Annotated in this window: 8 protein-coding genes and 1 riboswitch; of the genes, 2 read left to right on the top strand and 6 right to left on the bottom strand. The window is 71.8% G+C overall.

Annotated features, from left to right (window positions below; genetic code table 11):
* Nucleotides 1-2 precede the first annotated feature (2 nt).
* From WMF43_RS06175 to WMF43_RS06150, 6 genes are all read right to left on the bottom strand, one after another.
* A complete protein-coding gene (locus tag WMF43_RS06175; RefSeq protein ID WP_437678184.1) occupies nucleotides 3-2,351 on the bottom strand; it encodes an alkaline phosphatase PhoX in 2,349 nt (782 codons plus the stop codon).
* Nucleotides 2,352-2,564: 213 nt separating this feature from the next.
* Nucleotides 2,565-2,765 carry a hypothetical protein gene (locus tag WMF43_RS06170; protein ID WP_437678182.1) on the bottom strand — a complete coding sequence of 67 codons (201 nt, stop codon included), beginning with the start codon at nucleotides 2,763-2,765 and terminating at the stop codon, nucleotides 2,565-2,567.
* Nucleotides 2,766-2,915: 150 nt separating this feature from the next.
* A complete protein-coding gene (locus tag WMF43_RS06165) occupies nucleotides 2,916-5,378 on the bottom strand; it encodes a sodium-translocating pyrophosphatase (RefSeq protein WP_437678180.1) in 2,463 nt (820 codons plus the stop codon).
* Nucleotides 5,379-5,894: 516 nt separating this feature from the next.
* Nucleotides 5,895-7,634: a serine/threonine-protein kinase gene (locus WMF43_RS06160; RefSeq protein WP_159396702.1), complete on the bottom strand. Its 1,740-nt coding sequence runs from the start codon at nucleotides 7,632-7,634 to the stop codon at nucleotides 5,895-5,897.
* Nucleotides 7,635-8,047: 413 nt separating this feature from the next.
* The gene (locus WMF43_RS06155) at nucleotides 8,048-10,510 is read right to left on the bottom strand and encodes a sensor histidine kinase (protein ID WP_437678178.1); all 2,463 of its coding nucleotides are present in this window, start codon (nucleotides 10,508-10,510) and stop codon (nucleotides 8,048-8,050) included.
* Nucleotides 10,511-10,608: 98 nt separating this feature from the next.
* Nucleotides 10,609-11,301 carry a DNA-directed RNA polymerase gene (locus WMF43_RS06150; RefSeq protein ID WP_437678177.1) on the bottom strand — a complete coding sequence of 231 codons (693 nt, stop codon included), beginning with the start codon at nucleotides 11,299-11,301 and terminating at the stop codon, nucleotides 10,609-10,611.
* Between the two features lie 517 nt (nucleotides 11,302-11,818).
* Between WMF43_RS06150 and WMF43_RS06145 the strand changes: the two genes are divergently transcribed.
* Together WMF43_RS06145 and WMF43_RS06140 are read left to right on the top strand one after the other, a co-directional pair.
* Nucleotides 11,819-13,705 carry a hypothetical protein gene (locus WMF43_RS06145; protein WP_437678175.1) on the top strand — a complete coding sequence of 629 codons (1,887 nt, stop codon included), beginning with the start codon at nucleotides 11,819-11,821 and terminating at the stop codon, nucleotides 13,703-13,705.
* Between the two features lie 150 nt (nucleotides 13,706-13,855).
* A riboswitch (cobalamin riboswitch) is annotated at nucleotides 13,856-14,064 on the top strand.
* Nucleotides 14,065-14,442: 378 nt separating this feature from the next.
* Nucleotides 14,443-16,620, top strand: a complete 2,178-nt coding sequence (locus tag WMF43_RS06140; protein WP_437678173.1) for a TonB-dependent receptor — start codon at nucleotides 14,443-14,445, stop codon at nucleotides 16,618-16,620.
* Nucleotides 16,621-16,768: the final 148 nt, after the last annotated feature.

Genomic DNA, 16,768 nt, shown 5'->3' with positions numbered 1-16,768 from the left:
GCTCACTGGGACAGGAAGGTCAACGCGAGCACGCTCGACAGGGCGCCGTCGCCCTTCGGCCAGGTGCTGTAGGCGTCCTCGCCGGGGTGCTGCACGGACATGAAGATCGTGCCCATGTCGGGGGTGAACTGCGGGCCGGTCGCCTCCGCGTCGCTCGGCATCGCCACCACGCGGAACGCCTTGCCGAAGCTCGGCGTGGTCACGCCGTCCTCGCCCTCGCGGTGGGCGGGGTCGAGGTCGAGGTAGTAGAACGCGTCCGCGTGCGAGGCGACCCCGAAGTTGCCGTCGGTGCCGAACCAGACGCCGCCCTCGCGATCGAGGAGCAGGTTGTCCGGGCAGGAGGCGTCGAAGTCGCCCTTCCCCTTCGAGCCGTGCCACACCTCGAAGAACCGGAACGTGGTCGACGCGCCCGGCTTCGCGGGGTCGGCCTCCTCCAGCGCGAAGATCGAGCCCACGTCGTCCGCGCGCCTCGGGGACGCGGTCGCGTGCGTCGCCGGATCGTAGAGCTTGCCCTGCTGGTCGAGCGCCGTCTGCCGGTTGTGGTTCGTGAACGTCACGTAGACCCGCGGCGCGCCGCTCGGGTCGCGCGGGTTCCACTCGATGTCCTCGGGCCGGTTCAGCTCCAGGATCCCGATCTTGTTGCTCGCCGTGAACAGCGCGCGCCAGACGTCGTGGTTCGTCTCGAAGCCGCCGACGCCGTTCCAGCTCGCGTCGCGCAGCGCGGCGCCGACCGTCTTCGCCGCGTCGCCGAGCGCGGCCGCGTTCGGCGCGACGTCGGCGCTGTCCACGGAGAGCTCGACCCACTGGCCGGCGCCCGGGGCCGCCTCGGTCGGGGCCGCGCCGGTCGCGACCAGGGTGTTGCCGGTCGTGTTGTCGAGCCCCGCGAAGTGCGCCGCGTAGAGCTTGCCCTCGTCGAGCAGCGCGCGGATCTGGGCCCGCGCCATGCCCGCCGTGTAGTTGCCGGCGGTCACGTACTTGTAGATGCGGCCGCCGCGGCGATCGTCGGAGCCGTAGACCACGATCGGCTGGTCCGGCAGGAGCTTCCAGTCGCCGTCGACCGCGAACGTCGCGGCCTCCCAGCGGGCGCGGCCCATGAAGCCGAACTTCTTGTGGCCCGTGCCCGGCTCCGTCTTGCCGTCGTACTCGCCCGCGGGCTTGCCGGGGTCGATCTCGGTGAGGTAGCCGTAGTGGTCGCGGGGCTGCCGGCCGTTCGGATCGGAGATGCGCCCGAACTCCGCGCTCGTGCTCGCCTCGACCGCCGGGCTCACCGGCTCCCCCGGGTCGAAGCCCCGGTCCGCGAGGAACTTCTGGTCGCCGGACCAGTTCGCCTCGAGGTCGCCGTAGTAGTCCTGCACGTTCTCCTCGGCGGTGATCACCGTCCCCCACGGCGTCAGCCCGCCGGCGCAGTCGCCCATGATGCCGGCCACGATCCCCTCGGGGAGGGGCGCGCCGGTCGCGTCGTCCGTCCCCGGGCCGAGGAGCTCGTGCCCCGCCATCCGGCTCAGCGTGCGGCTCGTCGCGTCGTAACGCACGGCGCTCGCGCTCCGGTCGACCGACCACGCGCCGGTCGACGGATCCTGCACGGCCCGGAGCCACGAGCCGCCGACCTGCCGCTTCTCCCAGCGGATGTACGTGTCGACGTCCTCCTGCGACCAGACGTTCGCCTCGACGTCGTTCGTGAGGACGCCGAGGCTCTTCAGGTGCCGGGCCAGCGTGAGGTGTTGCCCGGTCGGCGCGGACGTGAGCGTCGGGCTCCGCCCCGAGACGTACTCGTGGTTGACCCAGAGCCAGCCCGCGGTGCCCGAGCCGTTCCACTGCGGCGCGTTGCCCGCCGCGGCGTCCCAGCCCTCGCCGAAGAAGGCGATGTAATCGTTGTTCGCGCCGAACCGGGGCGCGTCCGGCGCGGTGCTGAACGTCAGCGGATCGAGCCAGGTCACCACGACGTCGGAGCGCACGCCGGCGAGCGTGCGGATCGTGTCGGTCGCGGCCGCGCGGAGCGGGAACTGCTCGCCCTCGGGCAACGCGCCGGCGGCGTACAGCTCCACGCGCTCCTTCACGTACTCCGCGAGGTTCGCGGCGCGCGTCTGCGTCGGCGCGTCCTGACCGGGCTCGCCCTGCGGCCCGGGCTGCCCATCGTTCCCCGGCTCGCCCGGCTCGCCCGGCTCGCCCGGCTCGCCCGGCTCACCCAGCTCGCCCGGCGCGCCGTCCTTCCCCGGGTCGCCATTCACGCCGTTCTGCCCCGGCGCGCCGTCCTTCCCCGGCGCCCCGTCTTCCCCGCTGCAGGCGCCCCCCACCGCGGCAAGGCCGCCCGCGAGCACCAGAAGAAATGCCGTCCGTAGGGTTCGCTTCATCGCCAGTTCCATCCTCTCCGCCGGGTTGACGGCCGGAAACGATGCCCGACTACGGTGGCGGCGCGGTGCGACGACCGCGACGACTTCTTGACAAATGTTTCGTAATTACGCGCGCCTAGCAATGCGCATCACGCACGGCACACGCGCGGGACGCGCGCGGAAGACGACATCGCGAAGAGTGTGGAGGCGAGCTCGCGGGCGCGGGGCGCCGCGTTACTCGTCCTCCTCCGGCACGATCGCCTCCTGGCCGAAGCGCGCCTGCGCCTCGAGCAGCTCGCGATCGGAGATCCACGTGCGATCGCAGCCGACCAGCGGCGCGACCTGGTACACGTCCTTCCGCTGCTCGCCGTGTCCGTCGTCGAGGACCCGGACTACCTCGTGGTGCAGGCCGCAGGCAGGGCAGAGCGCTCGCATGAGGGGGTCACTAGTTTGCGGTCGCGCGGGGTGCAAGGCCCTGCCCCGCCGCGGGACGGCGGGGCAGGTGGCTGCGCGCGGGGCTGTGGCGGGGGTGGCGAGGAGGAGCGCACGGCGGCCGAGGCCCGTCGCTCCTCCGAGGGGGCGTGGCTACGCGGGGACCTTGGCCTTGACGCCCGCGGCGCCGGCGCTGGCGCTCGTCTCGCCCGACTTGATGCGCATCCCGTAGAAGGAGCGGTACACGAACACCGTCGAGAGCACGAAGAAGACGGCCGCGAGCGCGAGGCTCGTCTGACGGTCGATCTCGATCGCCAGCTCGACCGCGAGGAGGCCGAACAGCGTCGTGAACTTGATGATGGGGTTCATCGCCACGGACGAGGTGTCCTTGAAGGGGTCGCCCACGGTGTCGCCGACGACGGTCGCCGCGTGGAGCGGCGTGCCCTTCTCCTTCAGCTCGACCTCGACCAGCTTCTTCGCGTTGTCCCAGGCGCCGCCGGCGTTCGCCATGAAGATCGCCTGGTAGAGCCCGAAGAGCGCGATGCTGATGAGGTAGCCGATGAAGAAGAACGGCTCGAGGCACGCGAAGGCGAGGGTCGAGAAGAAGACCCCGAGGAAGATGTTGAACATCCCCCGCTGCGCGTACTGCGTGCAGATCTCGACCACCTTCTTGCTGTCCGTGATCGAGGCCTTCTCCACGCCCTCGAGGCGGATGTTGGCCTTGATGAACTCGACCGCGCGGTACGCGCCGGTCGAGACCGCCTGCGTCGACGCGCCGGTGAACCAGTAGATGATCGCGCCGCCCGTCACGAGGCCGAGCAGGAACGGCGGGTGGAGCAGCGAGAGCTTGTCCACGTTCGCCGTCAGCTTGTTCGTGAGCACGACGATGATCGAGAAGATCAGCGTCGTCGAGCCGACGACCGCCGTCCCGATGAGCACCGGCTTCGCCGTCGCCTTGAACGTGTTGCCCGCGCCGTCGTTCTCCTCGAGGTAGTGCTTCGCCTTCTCGAAGTTCGGCGTGAAGCCGAAGTCCTTCTTGAGCTCACCCTCGACGTTCGGGACGTTCTCGATGAGCGAGAGCTCGTAGACCGACTGGGCGTTGTCGGTCACCGGGCCGTAGGAGTCGACCGCGATGGTCACCGGGCCCATGCCGAGGAAGCCGAACGCCACGAGGCCGAACGCGAAGACGCTCTCGGCCATCATGAGCTGCCCGAGGCCGGCGGAGGCGAAGAAGTAGGAGATGCCCATCAGCACGACGAGCACGAGGCCCATCCAGTACGCGCTGAAGTTGCCCGCGGTCAGGCCCGAGAGCACGTTGAGCGAGGCGCCGCCCTCGCGCGACGCGGTCACGACCTCGCGGACGTGGCGCGACTCGGTCGAGGTGAAGATCTTGATCATCTCCGGGATGATCGCGCCCGCCAGGGTGCCGCAGGTGATGATCGACGACAGCTTCCACCAGAGGGACGTGTCGCCCCCGAGGTTCGGGATCATGAACGCCGAGACGGCGTAGGTGAGCGCGACGGAGACGATCGAGGTCAGCCAGACGAGGCGCGTCAGCGGAGCCTCGAAGTTCATCTTGTCGGCGTCGCCGTAGGAGGCCTTCGCGATCGCCTCGTTGAGCAGGTACGAGCCGATGCTCGCGAGGACCATCACGATGCGCATCACGAAGATCCAGACGAGCAGCTGGACCTGCACGGCCGGGTCGCTCACGGCGAGGAGGATGAACGAGATCAGCGCGACGCCGGTGACGCCGTACGTCTCGAAGCCGTCGGCGCTCGGGCCGACCGAGTCGCCGGCGTTGTCGCCGGTGCAGTCGGCGATGACGCCCGGGTTGCGCGCGTCGTCTTCCTTGATGTTGAAGACGATCTTCATGAGGTCGGAGCCGATGTCGGCGATCTTCGTGAAGATGCCGCCCGCGATGCGGAGCGCGGAGGCGCCGAGCGACTCGCCGATGGCGAAGCCGATGAAGCACGGGCCGGCGTAGTCGCCGGGGATGAAGAGCAGGATCATCAGCATGAGCAAGAGCTCGGTGCTGATGAGGACGGCGCCGATGCTCATCCCGGCCTTGAGGGGGATGGCGTAGGTCGGGAACGGCTTGCCCTTGAGGCTCGCGAACGCGGCGCGCGAGTTCGCGAACGTGTTGATGCGCATGCCGAACCACGCGACGCCGCAGCTGCCGGCGATGCCGACCAGGCTGCTCAGCAGGATGACCACGACCTTCCCGGCGTCCATGTGACGGAGGACGCCGAAGTAGAGGACCATGACCGCGCCGATCAGGACCTCGAGGACGAGGATGAACTTGAACTGCGTGACCAGGTACGTCTTGCAGGTCTCGTAGATGAGCTCCGAGATCTCCCGCATCGCGCGGTGGACCGGGAGCTTGTTGAGCTGCATGAAGATGACGAGCCCGAACACGAGCCCCAGCGCGCAGACGCCGATGCCGCCCAGGAGGAGCGTGTGGCCGTCGACGCCGCCGAACGACTGGGAGCCGAGGTCGGGAAGGACGAGATCGGATTCACTGGCGCTGGCGACGCCGCCGCAGAGCAGCAGCGCGAGCGCAGCGAGGCCGGCCAGCATCGGTGCGAGCCAGGCCCTTGGGGACCGGATGACGTTCATGGACGGTGTGCCTCCATCAAAAATCCGAAGCAACGGGCAGTGCCGTCGAGGCCCGCTGCTTCGTGGTTCCGAGGGGTTGGCCGCCTGCGTAAAGGGGAAGTGGACCGGCGGTTGCCGGAGGGGTTCTTGCTCTAACGCCGACGCTTCAGCACAGCCTCGTCCCACGGCGACCGGTGGCGGTGGGGTACCAGAAGCTGCCAGGCAAACCCCCACCGTGACCAGAACTGCCGAGGCGCGCGCTAGCTACCATGCGTCGCAGACGCCGTCGAGAGGCCGATGCGCATGTGCGACGAGAGGTCCTGTCGGCGCTGAACGTGTCAGGGGATCGCGTAGGGAGAACGCGCAGAACGTGGAAGGGAAGGGCGCATTGCGGTGCGCCGTCGCGCCTTATCGGCTTAGCTCGCGTTCGCCGCGTTGCGGGTGTTTGCGCGTGTTCGCGCGCGGTTCACCGCGACTCCGCGGCGCGGGCGGGACGCGGGCGCGCGCGGGTCCGCGCCCGCCCGCGCCCGTCGATGTTCAGTTGCGCTCGAGCCGCCGGTCTGATCCGGAGAGGCGCTGATCCGAGCCCGACTCGCCGTTCGGGCTGGCGTGGGAGGTGAGGAGCTCCGCGACGAGGTCGCGACACTCCGGCTTGCTGCGGAGGTGGCTGAGGAGCAGGTTCGACGCCTCGCTGAACGACTTCTCGTACGCGAGCCCCTCGCGGGTGCGCGCCGCGACGCGCTCCCGCCCCTGCGCGAGATCCTCCTCGAGGGCCTCGGCGTAGCGGGCGAGCTGCGCGCGCAGCTCGTCGATCTGGCGGCGCAGATCGCGCGCGTTCGCCTCGCGCGCGTTCTTCTTGTGCTCGTAGCGGCCGAGCTGCTCGCGCTTCGCCTGCGCGGTCGCGCCGGCGGCGCCGGCGCGCTCGTAGACGAGCGGATCGTGGTTGCCCTGGCGGGCCGCGCCGTCGGCGAGCTGGCGCGCGGACAGCGCGAGCTTCTCGGCGGCGGCCAGCTCGACGCGGACCTTCTCGACGTCCTCGCCGTCGGCCATCGCCTCGCGCATGACGCGCGACTCCTCGTGCGCGAGCTCCTCGACCTTGCGGCCGATCTCGGCGCGCAGCGCGCGGCCGCGGCGCTCGAGCGCCTCGAGCTTGCGCGTGAGGCTCGCGACCTCGCCCTCGAGCTTGTTGGCGCGCGCGGCGAGATCCCACGCCTGCGCGAGGCCGTTCTGGACCTCCTGCGGCACCTGCCCGGACGGGTAGGCGCGCGAGACCATGCGCGAGAAGAGGGCCGCGCGGCTCGCCCACTCGATGACGCCCGCGCTCTGCGGCGGCGGCGGCGGCGGCGGCACCGGCACGCCGTCGCCCGACTCGAGCTCCCACGCGTGCGCGGGGAGCCCGCGCTGGAGCGCCTTGAGCTCCTCCTGGAGGTGGTGGGCGTCGCGGTAGCGCTTGCGGATGTCCTTCTCGAGCAGGCGCAGCACGATCGCCTCGCCCTGCGCGTGCGCGTCGGGGCGGATCGAGCGGGGGCGCGGCGGCGCGTGCGTGCGCTGCATCTCGAGCAGCGTGTCGCGATCGTTCGCGCGGAAGGGGAGCTGCCCGGTGAGCATCTCGAAGAAGAGCACGCCGAGCGCGTAGAGGTCCGACTGCGCGGTGGCCTCCTCGCCGCGGGCCTGCTCGGGCGACATGTACTCGGGCGTCCCGAAGACCGCGCCCTTCGGGGCGAGGCGCGGGTCGCGCGCGATCGCGGCGAGGCCGAAGTCGAGGATCTTCACGAAGTCCTTCCGGCCGCCGCGGTGGGTGAGCAGGATGTTGTCGCTCTTCAGATCGCGGTGCACGACGCCGAGGTCGTGGGCGCGAGCGAGCGCGGCGCACATCTGCTCGAGGATGTCCACCGACCGCGCGATCGGCATGGGGCCGCGCGCGAGCTCCGCCGAGAGCGGCGTGCCGACGAGGTACTCCATGACGAGGTAGAGCTCGCCCTCCTCGGTCTCGCCGATGTCGTGGATGTCGATGATGTGGGCGTGATCGACGCGGTTCGCGGCGCGCGCCTCGCGCAGCATCCACGCGCGGAGGTGGGTCTCTCCGCGAAGATCGGGACGGATGAGCTTCAGGGCGACGACCCGGTCGATCAGCACGTGACGGGCGCGGTAAACGACGCCCATGCCGCCTTCGCCAAGCCGTGCCTCGAGCCGGTACCGGCCGGCCACGACCTTGCCGATCAACGGATCGGCGCTCGAAGCCTTGGGACCTGCCGGTCGCTGAATCGCGCGCTCCATGGTGCCTTCGTTTCTCCTCAGCGCTCCCCGAAGAGCGTTCATGCGTGTTCGGGGCCTGGTTGCGCTGTGCGGTGAGTCGGATCGCCAGCTGAAGGTATCCGTTTTGAAACAGCCGGTCTACGGGGCCGCGATGCGCTGGAGAGGAATCGTCGCGCGGTTCCTCTTATCCTACCTGGCTACCTACCTCTACCTGCCCGCGCGAGCGGTCGGTCTACCTACCCGCCCGCGTGCGGCCCCGCCCGCGCGAGCAGTCTACACGCCCGCGCGCGCAGTCTACACGCCCGCGCGAGCGGTCTACGCGCCCGCGCGGGCGGTCTACGCGCCCGCGCGGGCGGTCTACACGCCCGCGCGAGCGGCCTACCCGCCCGCTCGAGCGGACCACTCGGGGCGGTGGGGTGGGAGACCATCGCCGATCATGAGCGCGGCCGCGGGGTCGCGTCGGCGTGCGGGCGGGCGCCCCCAGGGCGAGGATCCAGGGGCAGGCGGCACACGAAGCGCGCCCCGGCCGGCGCGCCGCGGCGCGCCTCGCCGACCGCGGCGAGGGTGAGGGTGCCGCCGTGCCGCCGGACGATGTCCGTCGAGATGGAGAGCCCGAGGCCGGTCCCCTGCCCGCGCGGCTTCGTGGTGAAGAACGGATCGAAGATGCGCTGCGCCAGGTCGGACGGGACGCCCGGGCCGGTGTCGGCGATCGCCACCGCCGCCATGTCCTCGTCGATCCACGTCTCGACGGAGATCGCGCGCCCGCCCGGGGCGCGCGGCGCGCCTCCCCTCGCCTCCCCTTCTTCAGCGCCCCCCGCGACCGGCGGCGCCGGGGCCTCCAAGGCCTCCTCCACCGCGTCCTCCACGGCCTGGATGGCGTTCACGAGGAGGTTCATGAACACCTGGTTGATCTCGCCGCTGCGGCAGACAACCGGCGGCAGCTCGCCGTAATGCCTGAGCACCTCGATGTTCGCTTGCCGGAGGCGCGGGCCGAGCAGGAGCAGCGTCTCCTCGAGCCCCGCGTGCAGGTCGAACGGCAGCGGCTCGCCCGAGACGCGCGAGAAGCTCTTCAGGTTGGTGACGATCCGGACGCTGCGCTCGACGGCGCGGTGGACGAGGGTCGAGATGCCGGCGAGGTCGTCGAGCGCGGCCTCGGTCTGGAGCCTCGCGCGGAGCTCCTCGAGCGCGCGGCGGCGTCCCTCGGGCAGCTCGTGCTCTGCCGCCCGGTAGGCGTCGAGGACGGCGCGGAGCTCGGCCGCCCGCTCCTCGATCGGCTGGGCGGCGCCGGCGATGGCGTTCAGGGGGTTGTAGATCTCGTGCGCGACGCCGGCGACGAGCTCGCCGATGGAGGCGAGCCGCTCGCCCTGGATGAGCGCGGCCTGCGTGCGCCGCAGCTCGGAGAGCGCGCGCGTGAGCTCCGCGGTGCGCGCGGCGACGTTCTCCTCGAGACCGGCGCGCTCGCGCTCGAGCTCGGCGATCGTCCGGGACAGCGCCTGGCGCATGCGCTCGACGCTCTCGCCGAGGCCGACGACCTCCTTCGGCCCGGACAGCCGCGGCACCGCGGCGTCGAGCTCGCCGCGCGCGACCTCGTCGGCGGCGCGCGCGAGCTGCGCCATGGGGCGGGAGAGCTCGCGCGCGGCGCGGGCGACGACGCCGAGGGCGGCGAGCACGAGGAGGGAGAACGAGGCGAAGAGGGCGGTGATCGCGTCGACGTCCTCGTCGAAGGAGGAGCCGGTCGCGAGCGCGCGGTAGAGGCCGATGGACGAGAAGAGCGAGAGCAGCCCCGTGAAGAGGAGCGGCAGCCCGAAGTCGCGGAGCATGCGCCGCCGGAGGGGCATCGGGGGCGCGCCGCCGCGCTCGGGCGCCGCGGTCCACGCGCGCAGGAGGTCGACGGCGCGCGCGACCGAGTCCTTGTGCCACGCGCGCTGGTAGAACGAGACGCCGAAGGCGAAGAGGGCGCCGAACCCGAGCTGCATGAGCGCGTCGGCGAGGTTGAACGGGCCGCCCACGCTGCCCGCGGGCGCGGGCGCGGGGTGGCCGCCGGCGGGGCGCACGATGGCGATGCCGATGGCGGTGCAGCCGAGCCACAGGGCGAAGTTGAGCGAGGCGAGGACGTCGGGGAGCCGCTCCGCGCGGGCGAGGCCGCGGCCGAGCAGCGCCGGGTCGGCGGAGGGGCCGGCCTCGAGCGCGGCGACGATGGCGCGCGTGGCGGGGTGCACCGCGAGGGTGAAGCCGAGGGTGCCGGCGAGGGCGAGCAGCGGCACGACCTCGAACCACGCCTGGAACACGACCTGGCTCTGGGTGCGGAGGAACGCGACGCTGAAGAGCAGCATGACGTGCCCGCCGACGATGCCGGCGGTCATGGCCGACTCGGCGAGCCGCGGCCGGAGCGCCGCGGCGAGGGCGCGCGCCGAGGCGGCTTCGGAGGCGCCGCCGTCCGCCGCGTCCGCGCCGCCGAGCAGGCTGCGGTAGATCGCGCGGCGCATGCCGCCGGCCATGATGCCGAAGGCGACGGCGGCGACGAGCAGGCCGAGGATCTCCCCCGAGCCGCTCGGCGGCGCGTCGCCGTGGGCGATGCCGAGCGCGCCGGGCCACGACGGGGGCGCGGCGGCGGGGGCGCCGCGCGCGGCGAGCGGGGAGACCGCGAGCGGCCACGAGACGGCCCGGATCGCCGCGGCGAGGGCGAAGCCGCGGTCGCCGCGGCGGACGAGCGCGCCCGAGAGCGCGCTCGAGAGGGCCATCGAGGCGAGCAGGAGGACCGCCGGCCACGGCGTGGCGAGGGCCGCGGGGACGACCGCGGAGAGGAAGAGGAGCGCGGAGAACAGCTCCCAGCCGTTCGCGACGAGCTCCGCGCGGACGCGCGGGGCGCGGAGCAGGGAGAGCGCGGGCGTCGGCACGGGGTGGGCGGCATGGAAGCCCAGGGCACGCGCCTTCGCAACGGCCGGCGGCGCGCCGGGCGGGCCGCGCCGCGACGGGCGGTCGCGCGCAGCGCGGGTCAGCGGCCGGGGAGGCGCACGCCCGGGAGGACGGTGCGGCGCTCGACGATCTCCTCGAGCGAGTCGGCGTCGATCAGGAGGTGCGCCCGGAGGCTGTCGTCGATCGCCGCGAACAGCTTGCCCTGGTACCGGACCTCGCCGCCGGGGCCGGTCGAGAGCCAGTAGCTGCCGCCGAGGCCGGCGCCTTCGCGCGGCGCGCCCGGGCCCGCGAGCAGCGGCCCGGCGTTGCCCGGGAACGGTTCGGGCGGGGTGGCGAAGCCGAGGAGCTGCCGCGCGGGCGCGGCCGGCTCGGGCTCGGCCCCGGCGGAGAACGTGAGCGACGCGCCGGGCTCGAAGCTCACCGAGAGGGCGCCGCTGCGGGCGGCGACGGCGACGCCGGGCGTGAGCTCCTCGACGATGACCTCCTCGATGATCTTGCCGGAGACGAGCAGGAGCTTGTGGCTGCTCGTGATCTGCGAGCTCGCCGACTCGAGCTCACGGCGCAGCGCCACCCGGTGCGAGACGTAGAACTGGAGGTTCTTCACGTCCCTGTCGCTCAGGTTGTGCTGCACCCGGAGCTCGTGCGTGAACGGGACGAGGCGAGGACCGCAGCCCAGGAGGAGGAGCGCGGCGAGCGCGAGCGGCACAAGAGGAGAGACGGCGCGCGCAAGGCGGCGCGCCGCGGCGGGGAGCCGACGGACACGGAAAAGCATGGGAGCCCTCGTGGGGGCGCCCCGGCAGGAAGGCCGAGGGGCGCACGTCTCTGGAACGAGGCGGCCGGGCGGAGCTTACAGCCATCGAGCGCATGCATGCAGGTGGGCGGGGGTATGCCTCCCTCAGCGGTCACGTCACGCCGTCTCGAGGACATCACCCTCCCTGCGCCAGGGTGTGTGGGGGCGCTGTCAGGTCAACCGGTACAGCAAGAGCACATTGCCGTGCAGCGAGATTCCGCTGTACCGACCCGTCATAAAAAGCGATACGGGTCTCAAAATAAATCGAAGGACATTCGACCAGGACGGCATCCACCCGCTGTCGACTCGAGCGGTCGATGCAGTCGAGCACTCCCGCCGTGTGCTTCCAGGAGGTTTCATGGTCTCTGACTTGTCCTGCCCAAGTTTGACTTCGCTTTCTCGCAGCGGGGCGCGCTCCGCCAGGGCGTGGCGGTGGACGCGGGCGGCCGCGCTCGTCGCGCTTGCGCTCCCCACGGTCTCCTGCGCGTCGGCTGATCCGATGGACGGCGAGCCGGACACCCTCGCGGAGTCCGCCGTCGTCGAGGGCGCCCAGGCGCTCACCTTCACCATCGATCCCCGCAAGTCGCTCAGCGTCACGGACACCGACATCGTCGCCGAGTTCGCGCTGGAGGACGTGCTGCAGCAGCTCGTGGATCAGGCGAACGTCCCGGGCCTGACGCCGACGAAGCTGTTCAAGCAGATGTTCGACACCTACCGGAAGTCGAGCGAAGGGCTGAGCCCCAGCCTCGGCCCGCATTGCGACGACGTCGTGCTCACCAACCCTCCTCCGTCGACGCCCGGGGTCCAGGAGCCCCGCGACGGGTCCATCAACGGCTGGCCGGTCCTGTGCAGCCGGGTCGTCGGCGACGAGGCCGACAACGACCCGTTCGCGGCGCCGCCGAACGACGCGGCGTACATGGCCACGACGCTCGTGAACCGCTTCGACCTCGCGGACCCGGGAGGCGCCGATTGCGGCGAGTACCGCGTCGTGTTCGCGCGGGCGTCGGGCCACCAGCTCTTCAACGGGGGCATGCGCAACTTCATCATCTTCGAGTCCCGGCTGCCCAACCCGAGCCCGAGCCTGGGCCTCGAGGGGTGCCGCCCCGTCGTCGAGTTCTGGCGCGACCTGTCGGATCCTGCGCTGAGCGTCCAGGATCGGGCGACCGCGCTGAAGAGCTTCTATTTCGACGGGCTGCCCGGGTTCGCGCCCGTCCTCCACATCAACCACTTCGCCGCGAACAGCGGGCAGATCCGCGTCAACGACTTCCTCCGGTTCCCCCCCGCCATCCAGGACGACTGGGCGCTCCGGGAGTTCAAGCTCGCGCGCCCCTGCTCCGGCGGAGCGTGCCAGCTGCTCGCGATCCCGAACCACGTCGACGACAACCCGGCCGCGCCGCTCTTCGACCCCACGTCGACCGATCCTCGAGCGGCCAGCTTCCGGACCTGGTTCGTGAACAACGCGGTCGAGTCGCTCGCCTCCTCGGGGGACATCAACCGGTTCGACTATCCGTCGCTCGTGCCGGCCGCGTACGGCGCCGGCGAGGCCCTGCTGATCACCGACCAGAACAACTACCGGCTCGCGCTCGGCAGCGGCGCGTCGACCTTCAGGACGAACATCCAGCAGAAGCTGACCGCCATCGGCAGCCCGCTCACGCCGGATCAGCTCCTGGCCCGCGCTCAGACCGTCTCCTGCTCGGGGTGCCATCTGACGAAGACCGGCACCGACGACGGGAACGTCGAGGTGGGCCTCTCCTCGCCGATTCCCTTCAACAACCTCGTCTTCACCCACACCTCCGAGGAGACGGAGCAGATCCCCGACGACCCGAGCAGGACGCGATTCCGGCTGTCGAACCTCGTCACCGAGAAGTTCCTCCCGTTCCGCGAGAAGGTGATGACCGACTTCCTCAACGGCAATCCGGTCCTCGGCTTCGAGAAGACGGGCGCGTGGACCTCGACCCAGGCCTCGCTCTCGCTCGCCACGGGCTGGGTGACCGAGGGCCGCCGGTCGCTCCGGATCGCCACGACGAACTCGTGGAACCAGGTGAAGAGCGCGGCGTTCAGCACCGCGAGCCTCGCGCCGGTGGGCAACAAGCTCAATGTCGACTTGTTCACCTCGCCCGTGCAGCCGAACCCCTCCTGGCTCGGCACCGTGGTGGTGCTGATCTCGATCCCGTCCCGCGGCATCCACAACCAGTTCGTCGGGACCACCAACCTGAACTCCCTCACCCAGAACGACTTCTCGACGGTCACGTACACGCTCGCCGCGCCCACCGTGACCGCGCTGAACTCGACGCCGAAGCCGAGCGACGTCTCGGTGACGATCGAGCTGAACGTGAACGTCGGCTCGGGGCCGTACTACGTGGACAACGTCCGGTTCACGAACTGACCGCGGGCGCCGCGGCGACCTCGCCGCGGCGACGCGCGCGTCTCGCCTCCTCGCCTCCTCGCCTCCTCACCCGCCGCGCGCCCGGCCCCGGGCGCCGGCGGGCCTCCATTCCAGTCCAGCGATCGGTTGACATGCGAGCGGGCCCTGCAATAGGGTGCGCGCCGTGCTGGTGCCTGGGCCCTCGCCCAGGCTGAATAGGGAACCCGGTGAGAATCCGGGGCTGCCCCGCAGCGGTAAGCGAGAACGACCTCCACGACGAGCACTGGCCCCTCGAGGGCTGGGAAGCGGTGGACAGTAGGGAGCCGGCCACGCCGGAGCGCTCGCGAAGCCCGAAGACCTGCCAGCGCCCGGCGACGGGGAGACATCCATCGCCGGTTCGACCTGGGAGCCTCGCGGGAGGCGGTTAGGTCCGAGCCGCCGCAGCGACTGCGCACGTCCCGGATTCCGACCCGCCCCCCGCGTGGCCTTTCGGTCGCCCGCGGGGGCGAGAGGTCGGTCCGGCGCGTCGCGCATGGACTGGCTTTCTCCTTCGCGGATCCGGCGCGAGCGGCCAAGGGCCGCTCGGAACCATTGCAGCGAAGGAGGCGCGTATGCCGCGCGGGACGATCGCGAAGGGTCACGGGCACCAACTGCCATTTGCTCTGCTTGCCGCCTTATCCACCGCCGTCGCCGCGCGGCACGCGAGCGCCGAGGGCGCGCTCCCGGCGGCGGCTCCCGCGCTCCCGGCGGCGGCTCCCGTGCCTTCGGCGGCGGCCTCGGCGCCCGCGGAGGCGGCCTCGGCGCCCGCGGAGGCGGCCCCGGCGCCCGCGGAGGCGGCCCGCGCCGCCGGCGGCGAGGCCCCCCCGGAGCTCGCCTCGGGCACGCCGGCCGCCGGCGGCGAGGGCGAGGACCATCGCGGCGGCGCGATCGAGGTCACCGTGGAGGCGGAGAAGCCCGGCAGCGAGGCCGCGTCGCGCGTCTCCGTCGGGCACCGGGAGCTCGAGCTGCGGCCGAGGCTGCGGCCGGGCGACATCATCGAGGCCGTCCCCGGGCTCTTCGCCGTGCAGCACGCCGGCGGCGGCAAGGCGAACCAGTACTTTCTCCGCGGGTTCGACGCGGATCACGGGACCGACGTCGCTTTCTTCGCCGACGGCGTGCCCGTCAACATGGTCAGCCACGGCCACGGCCACGGCTTCACGGATCTCTATTTCCTGATCCCGGAGCTCGTCACCGGCCTCGACGGGTACAAAGGGCCCTATTACGCGAACATCGGCGACTTCGGCACCGCCGGCGCCGTCAACCTCCGCTTCGCCGAGAAGCTCGACGAGAGCCACGCGCAGCTCAGCGTGGGACACTACGGGATCCTGCGCGGGCTCGCGATCGCGTCGCCGGAGCTCGGCGACGACCTCCGCGCGGTGATCGCGGCGGAGCTCTACGGCAACGACGGGCCTTTCGTCAGCCCGGAGCGGCTCAAGCGGCTCAACGTGTACGTGAAGGCGACCCACGACGTCGGCCGCGCCGGCAAGCTCCAGGCGACCTGGATGTCCTACGCGTCGACGTGGAACGGATCCGGCCAGATCCCCGCGCGCGCCGTGTGCGGCGAGGGCGAGCAAGGCGCCGTGAACCCGCCGCCGTCCGCGTTCGGGCAGCCGTGCCTCGATCGTTTCGGATCGATCGACCCGACCGAGGGAGGCGCGACCGAGCGGCACGCGGCCTCGCTCGCCTACACGGCGGCGTGGGGCGACGCCGAGCTCAACGCGCTGGCCTACCTCGTCCGGTACCGGTTCACGCTGTACTCGAACTTCACGTTCTTCAGCGAGGACCCCGTCCACGGCGACCAGATCGAGCAGAACGACGACCGCGTCGTCGGGGGCGCCGATCTCCGTTTCCGCAAGCGTTACGCTTATCGCGGGGCGAGGTTCACCACCACGCTCGGCGCGCAGGTCCGCGCCGACGCCATCGAGAAGTCGCTCCATCACGACGAGGCGCGCGAGCGGCTCGAGGAGCGGAGCCGGGCGCGCGTCAGCGAGGGCCAGATGGGCGTCTATGTCGAGCAAGACGCGCGGCTGCTGCGGTGGCTCCGCTTCGTGGTCGGCGCGCGCGGGCAGTGGATCGACGTGAACGTGGACGACCTGCGCGAGGACCTGAGCGCGACGGGGAACACGTCGAGCGGCGCCCGGGGGGAGATGCAGATCTTCCCGAAGTTCACGGCGATCGTCTCGCCCACGGACGGGCTCGATCTCTTCGGCCACCTCGGGCGAGGCTTCCACTCGAACGACGCGCAGGGCGTGGTGCTGGGCGACGGGGCGGCGACGTTGATGACGCCCTCCACGGGCTACGAGGTCGGCGCCAGGGTCGCGCCGTTGCGCGGCCTGACGCTGAGCGCCGCGGGGTTCCTCCTCGATCTCGACTCCGAGCTGGTCTGGAGCGGCGACGCCGGGGAGACCGAGGCGTCGGGCCCGACGCGGCGCTACGGGATCGAGATCGGTGGGCGCTACCGGCTCGGGAGCTGGCTCTTCGCCGACGTCGACGCGACCTTCACGCGCGCGCGCTTCCGCGCGAACGCCGGCAACGGCAGCGCGGTGGCCCTCGCGCCGACCCGGACGCTCACCGCCGGCGTCAGCGCCCGCCCGACGTTCGGCGCGTTCACCCCGTTCGCGGCGGTGCGGGTGAAGGCGATCGGCGCGCGGCCCGCGACCGAGGACGAGACGCTGACCGCCGAGGGGTTCACGGTCGTCGACGCCAACGCCGGGCTGCGCTTTCACGACGTCGAGGTGGCCGTGGACGTGCAGAACCTCTTCAATGCGAGGTGGCGCGAGGTCCAGTTCGCGAGCGAATCGCAGCTGGCCTACGAGCCGGCCGCGGTCACGGGGATCCACTACTCGCCGGGGTGGCCGTTCACGGCGATCGCGCGGGCGACGTTGTACTGGAAGTGACAGGCACCCTGTCGACGCGCCCCCACGGAAGCAGCCCGGTGCCCGCCACCGAGATCTCCTGGACGCCGCGCGGTCGGTCCCGTGGCCATCGGCCGGGCGGGTAGAATGACGGGCGACGGGCCGACTCGGCTCCTCAGGAGCGCCCAAT

The sequence above is a fragment of the Sorangium sp. So ce131 genome, from assembly GCF_051519095.1.
Taxonomy (GTDB): domain Bacteria; phylum Myxococcota_A; class Polyangia; order Polyangiales; family Polyangiaceae; genus Sorangium.
Note: the sequence above shows the minus strand (reverse complement) of the source record. Positions and strands in the feature narration are given on the sequence as shown.

Coding starts and splice junctions, on each gene's coding strand:
- WMF43_RS06165 (WP_437678180.1), bottom strand. CDS start 5,378: ATGAACGTCATCCGGTCCCCAAGGGCCTGGCTCGCACCGATGCTGGCC.
- WMF43_RS06145 (WP_437678175.1), top strand. CDS start 11,819: ATGGACGGCGAGCCGGACACCCTCGCGGAGTCCGCCGTCGTCGAGGGC.
- WMF43_RS06150 (WP_437678177.1), bottom strand. CDS start 11,301: ATGCTTTTCCGTGTCCGTCGGCTCCCCGCCGCGGCGCGCCGCCTTGCG.
- WMF43_RS06160 (WP_159396702.1), bottom strand. CDS start 7,634: ATGGAGCGCGCGATTCAGCGACCGGCAGGTCCCAAGGCTTCGAGCGCC.
- WMF43_RS06170 (WP_437678182.1), bottom strand. CDS start 2,765: ATGCGAGCGCTCTGCCCTGCCTGCGGCCTGCACCACGAGGTAGTCCGG.
- WMF43_RS06175 (WP_437678184.1), bottom strand. CDS start 2,351: ATGAAGCGAACCCTACGGACGGCATTTCTTCTGGTGCTCGCGGGCGGC.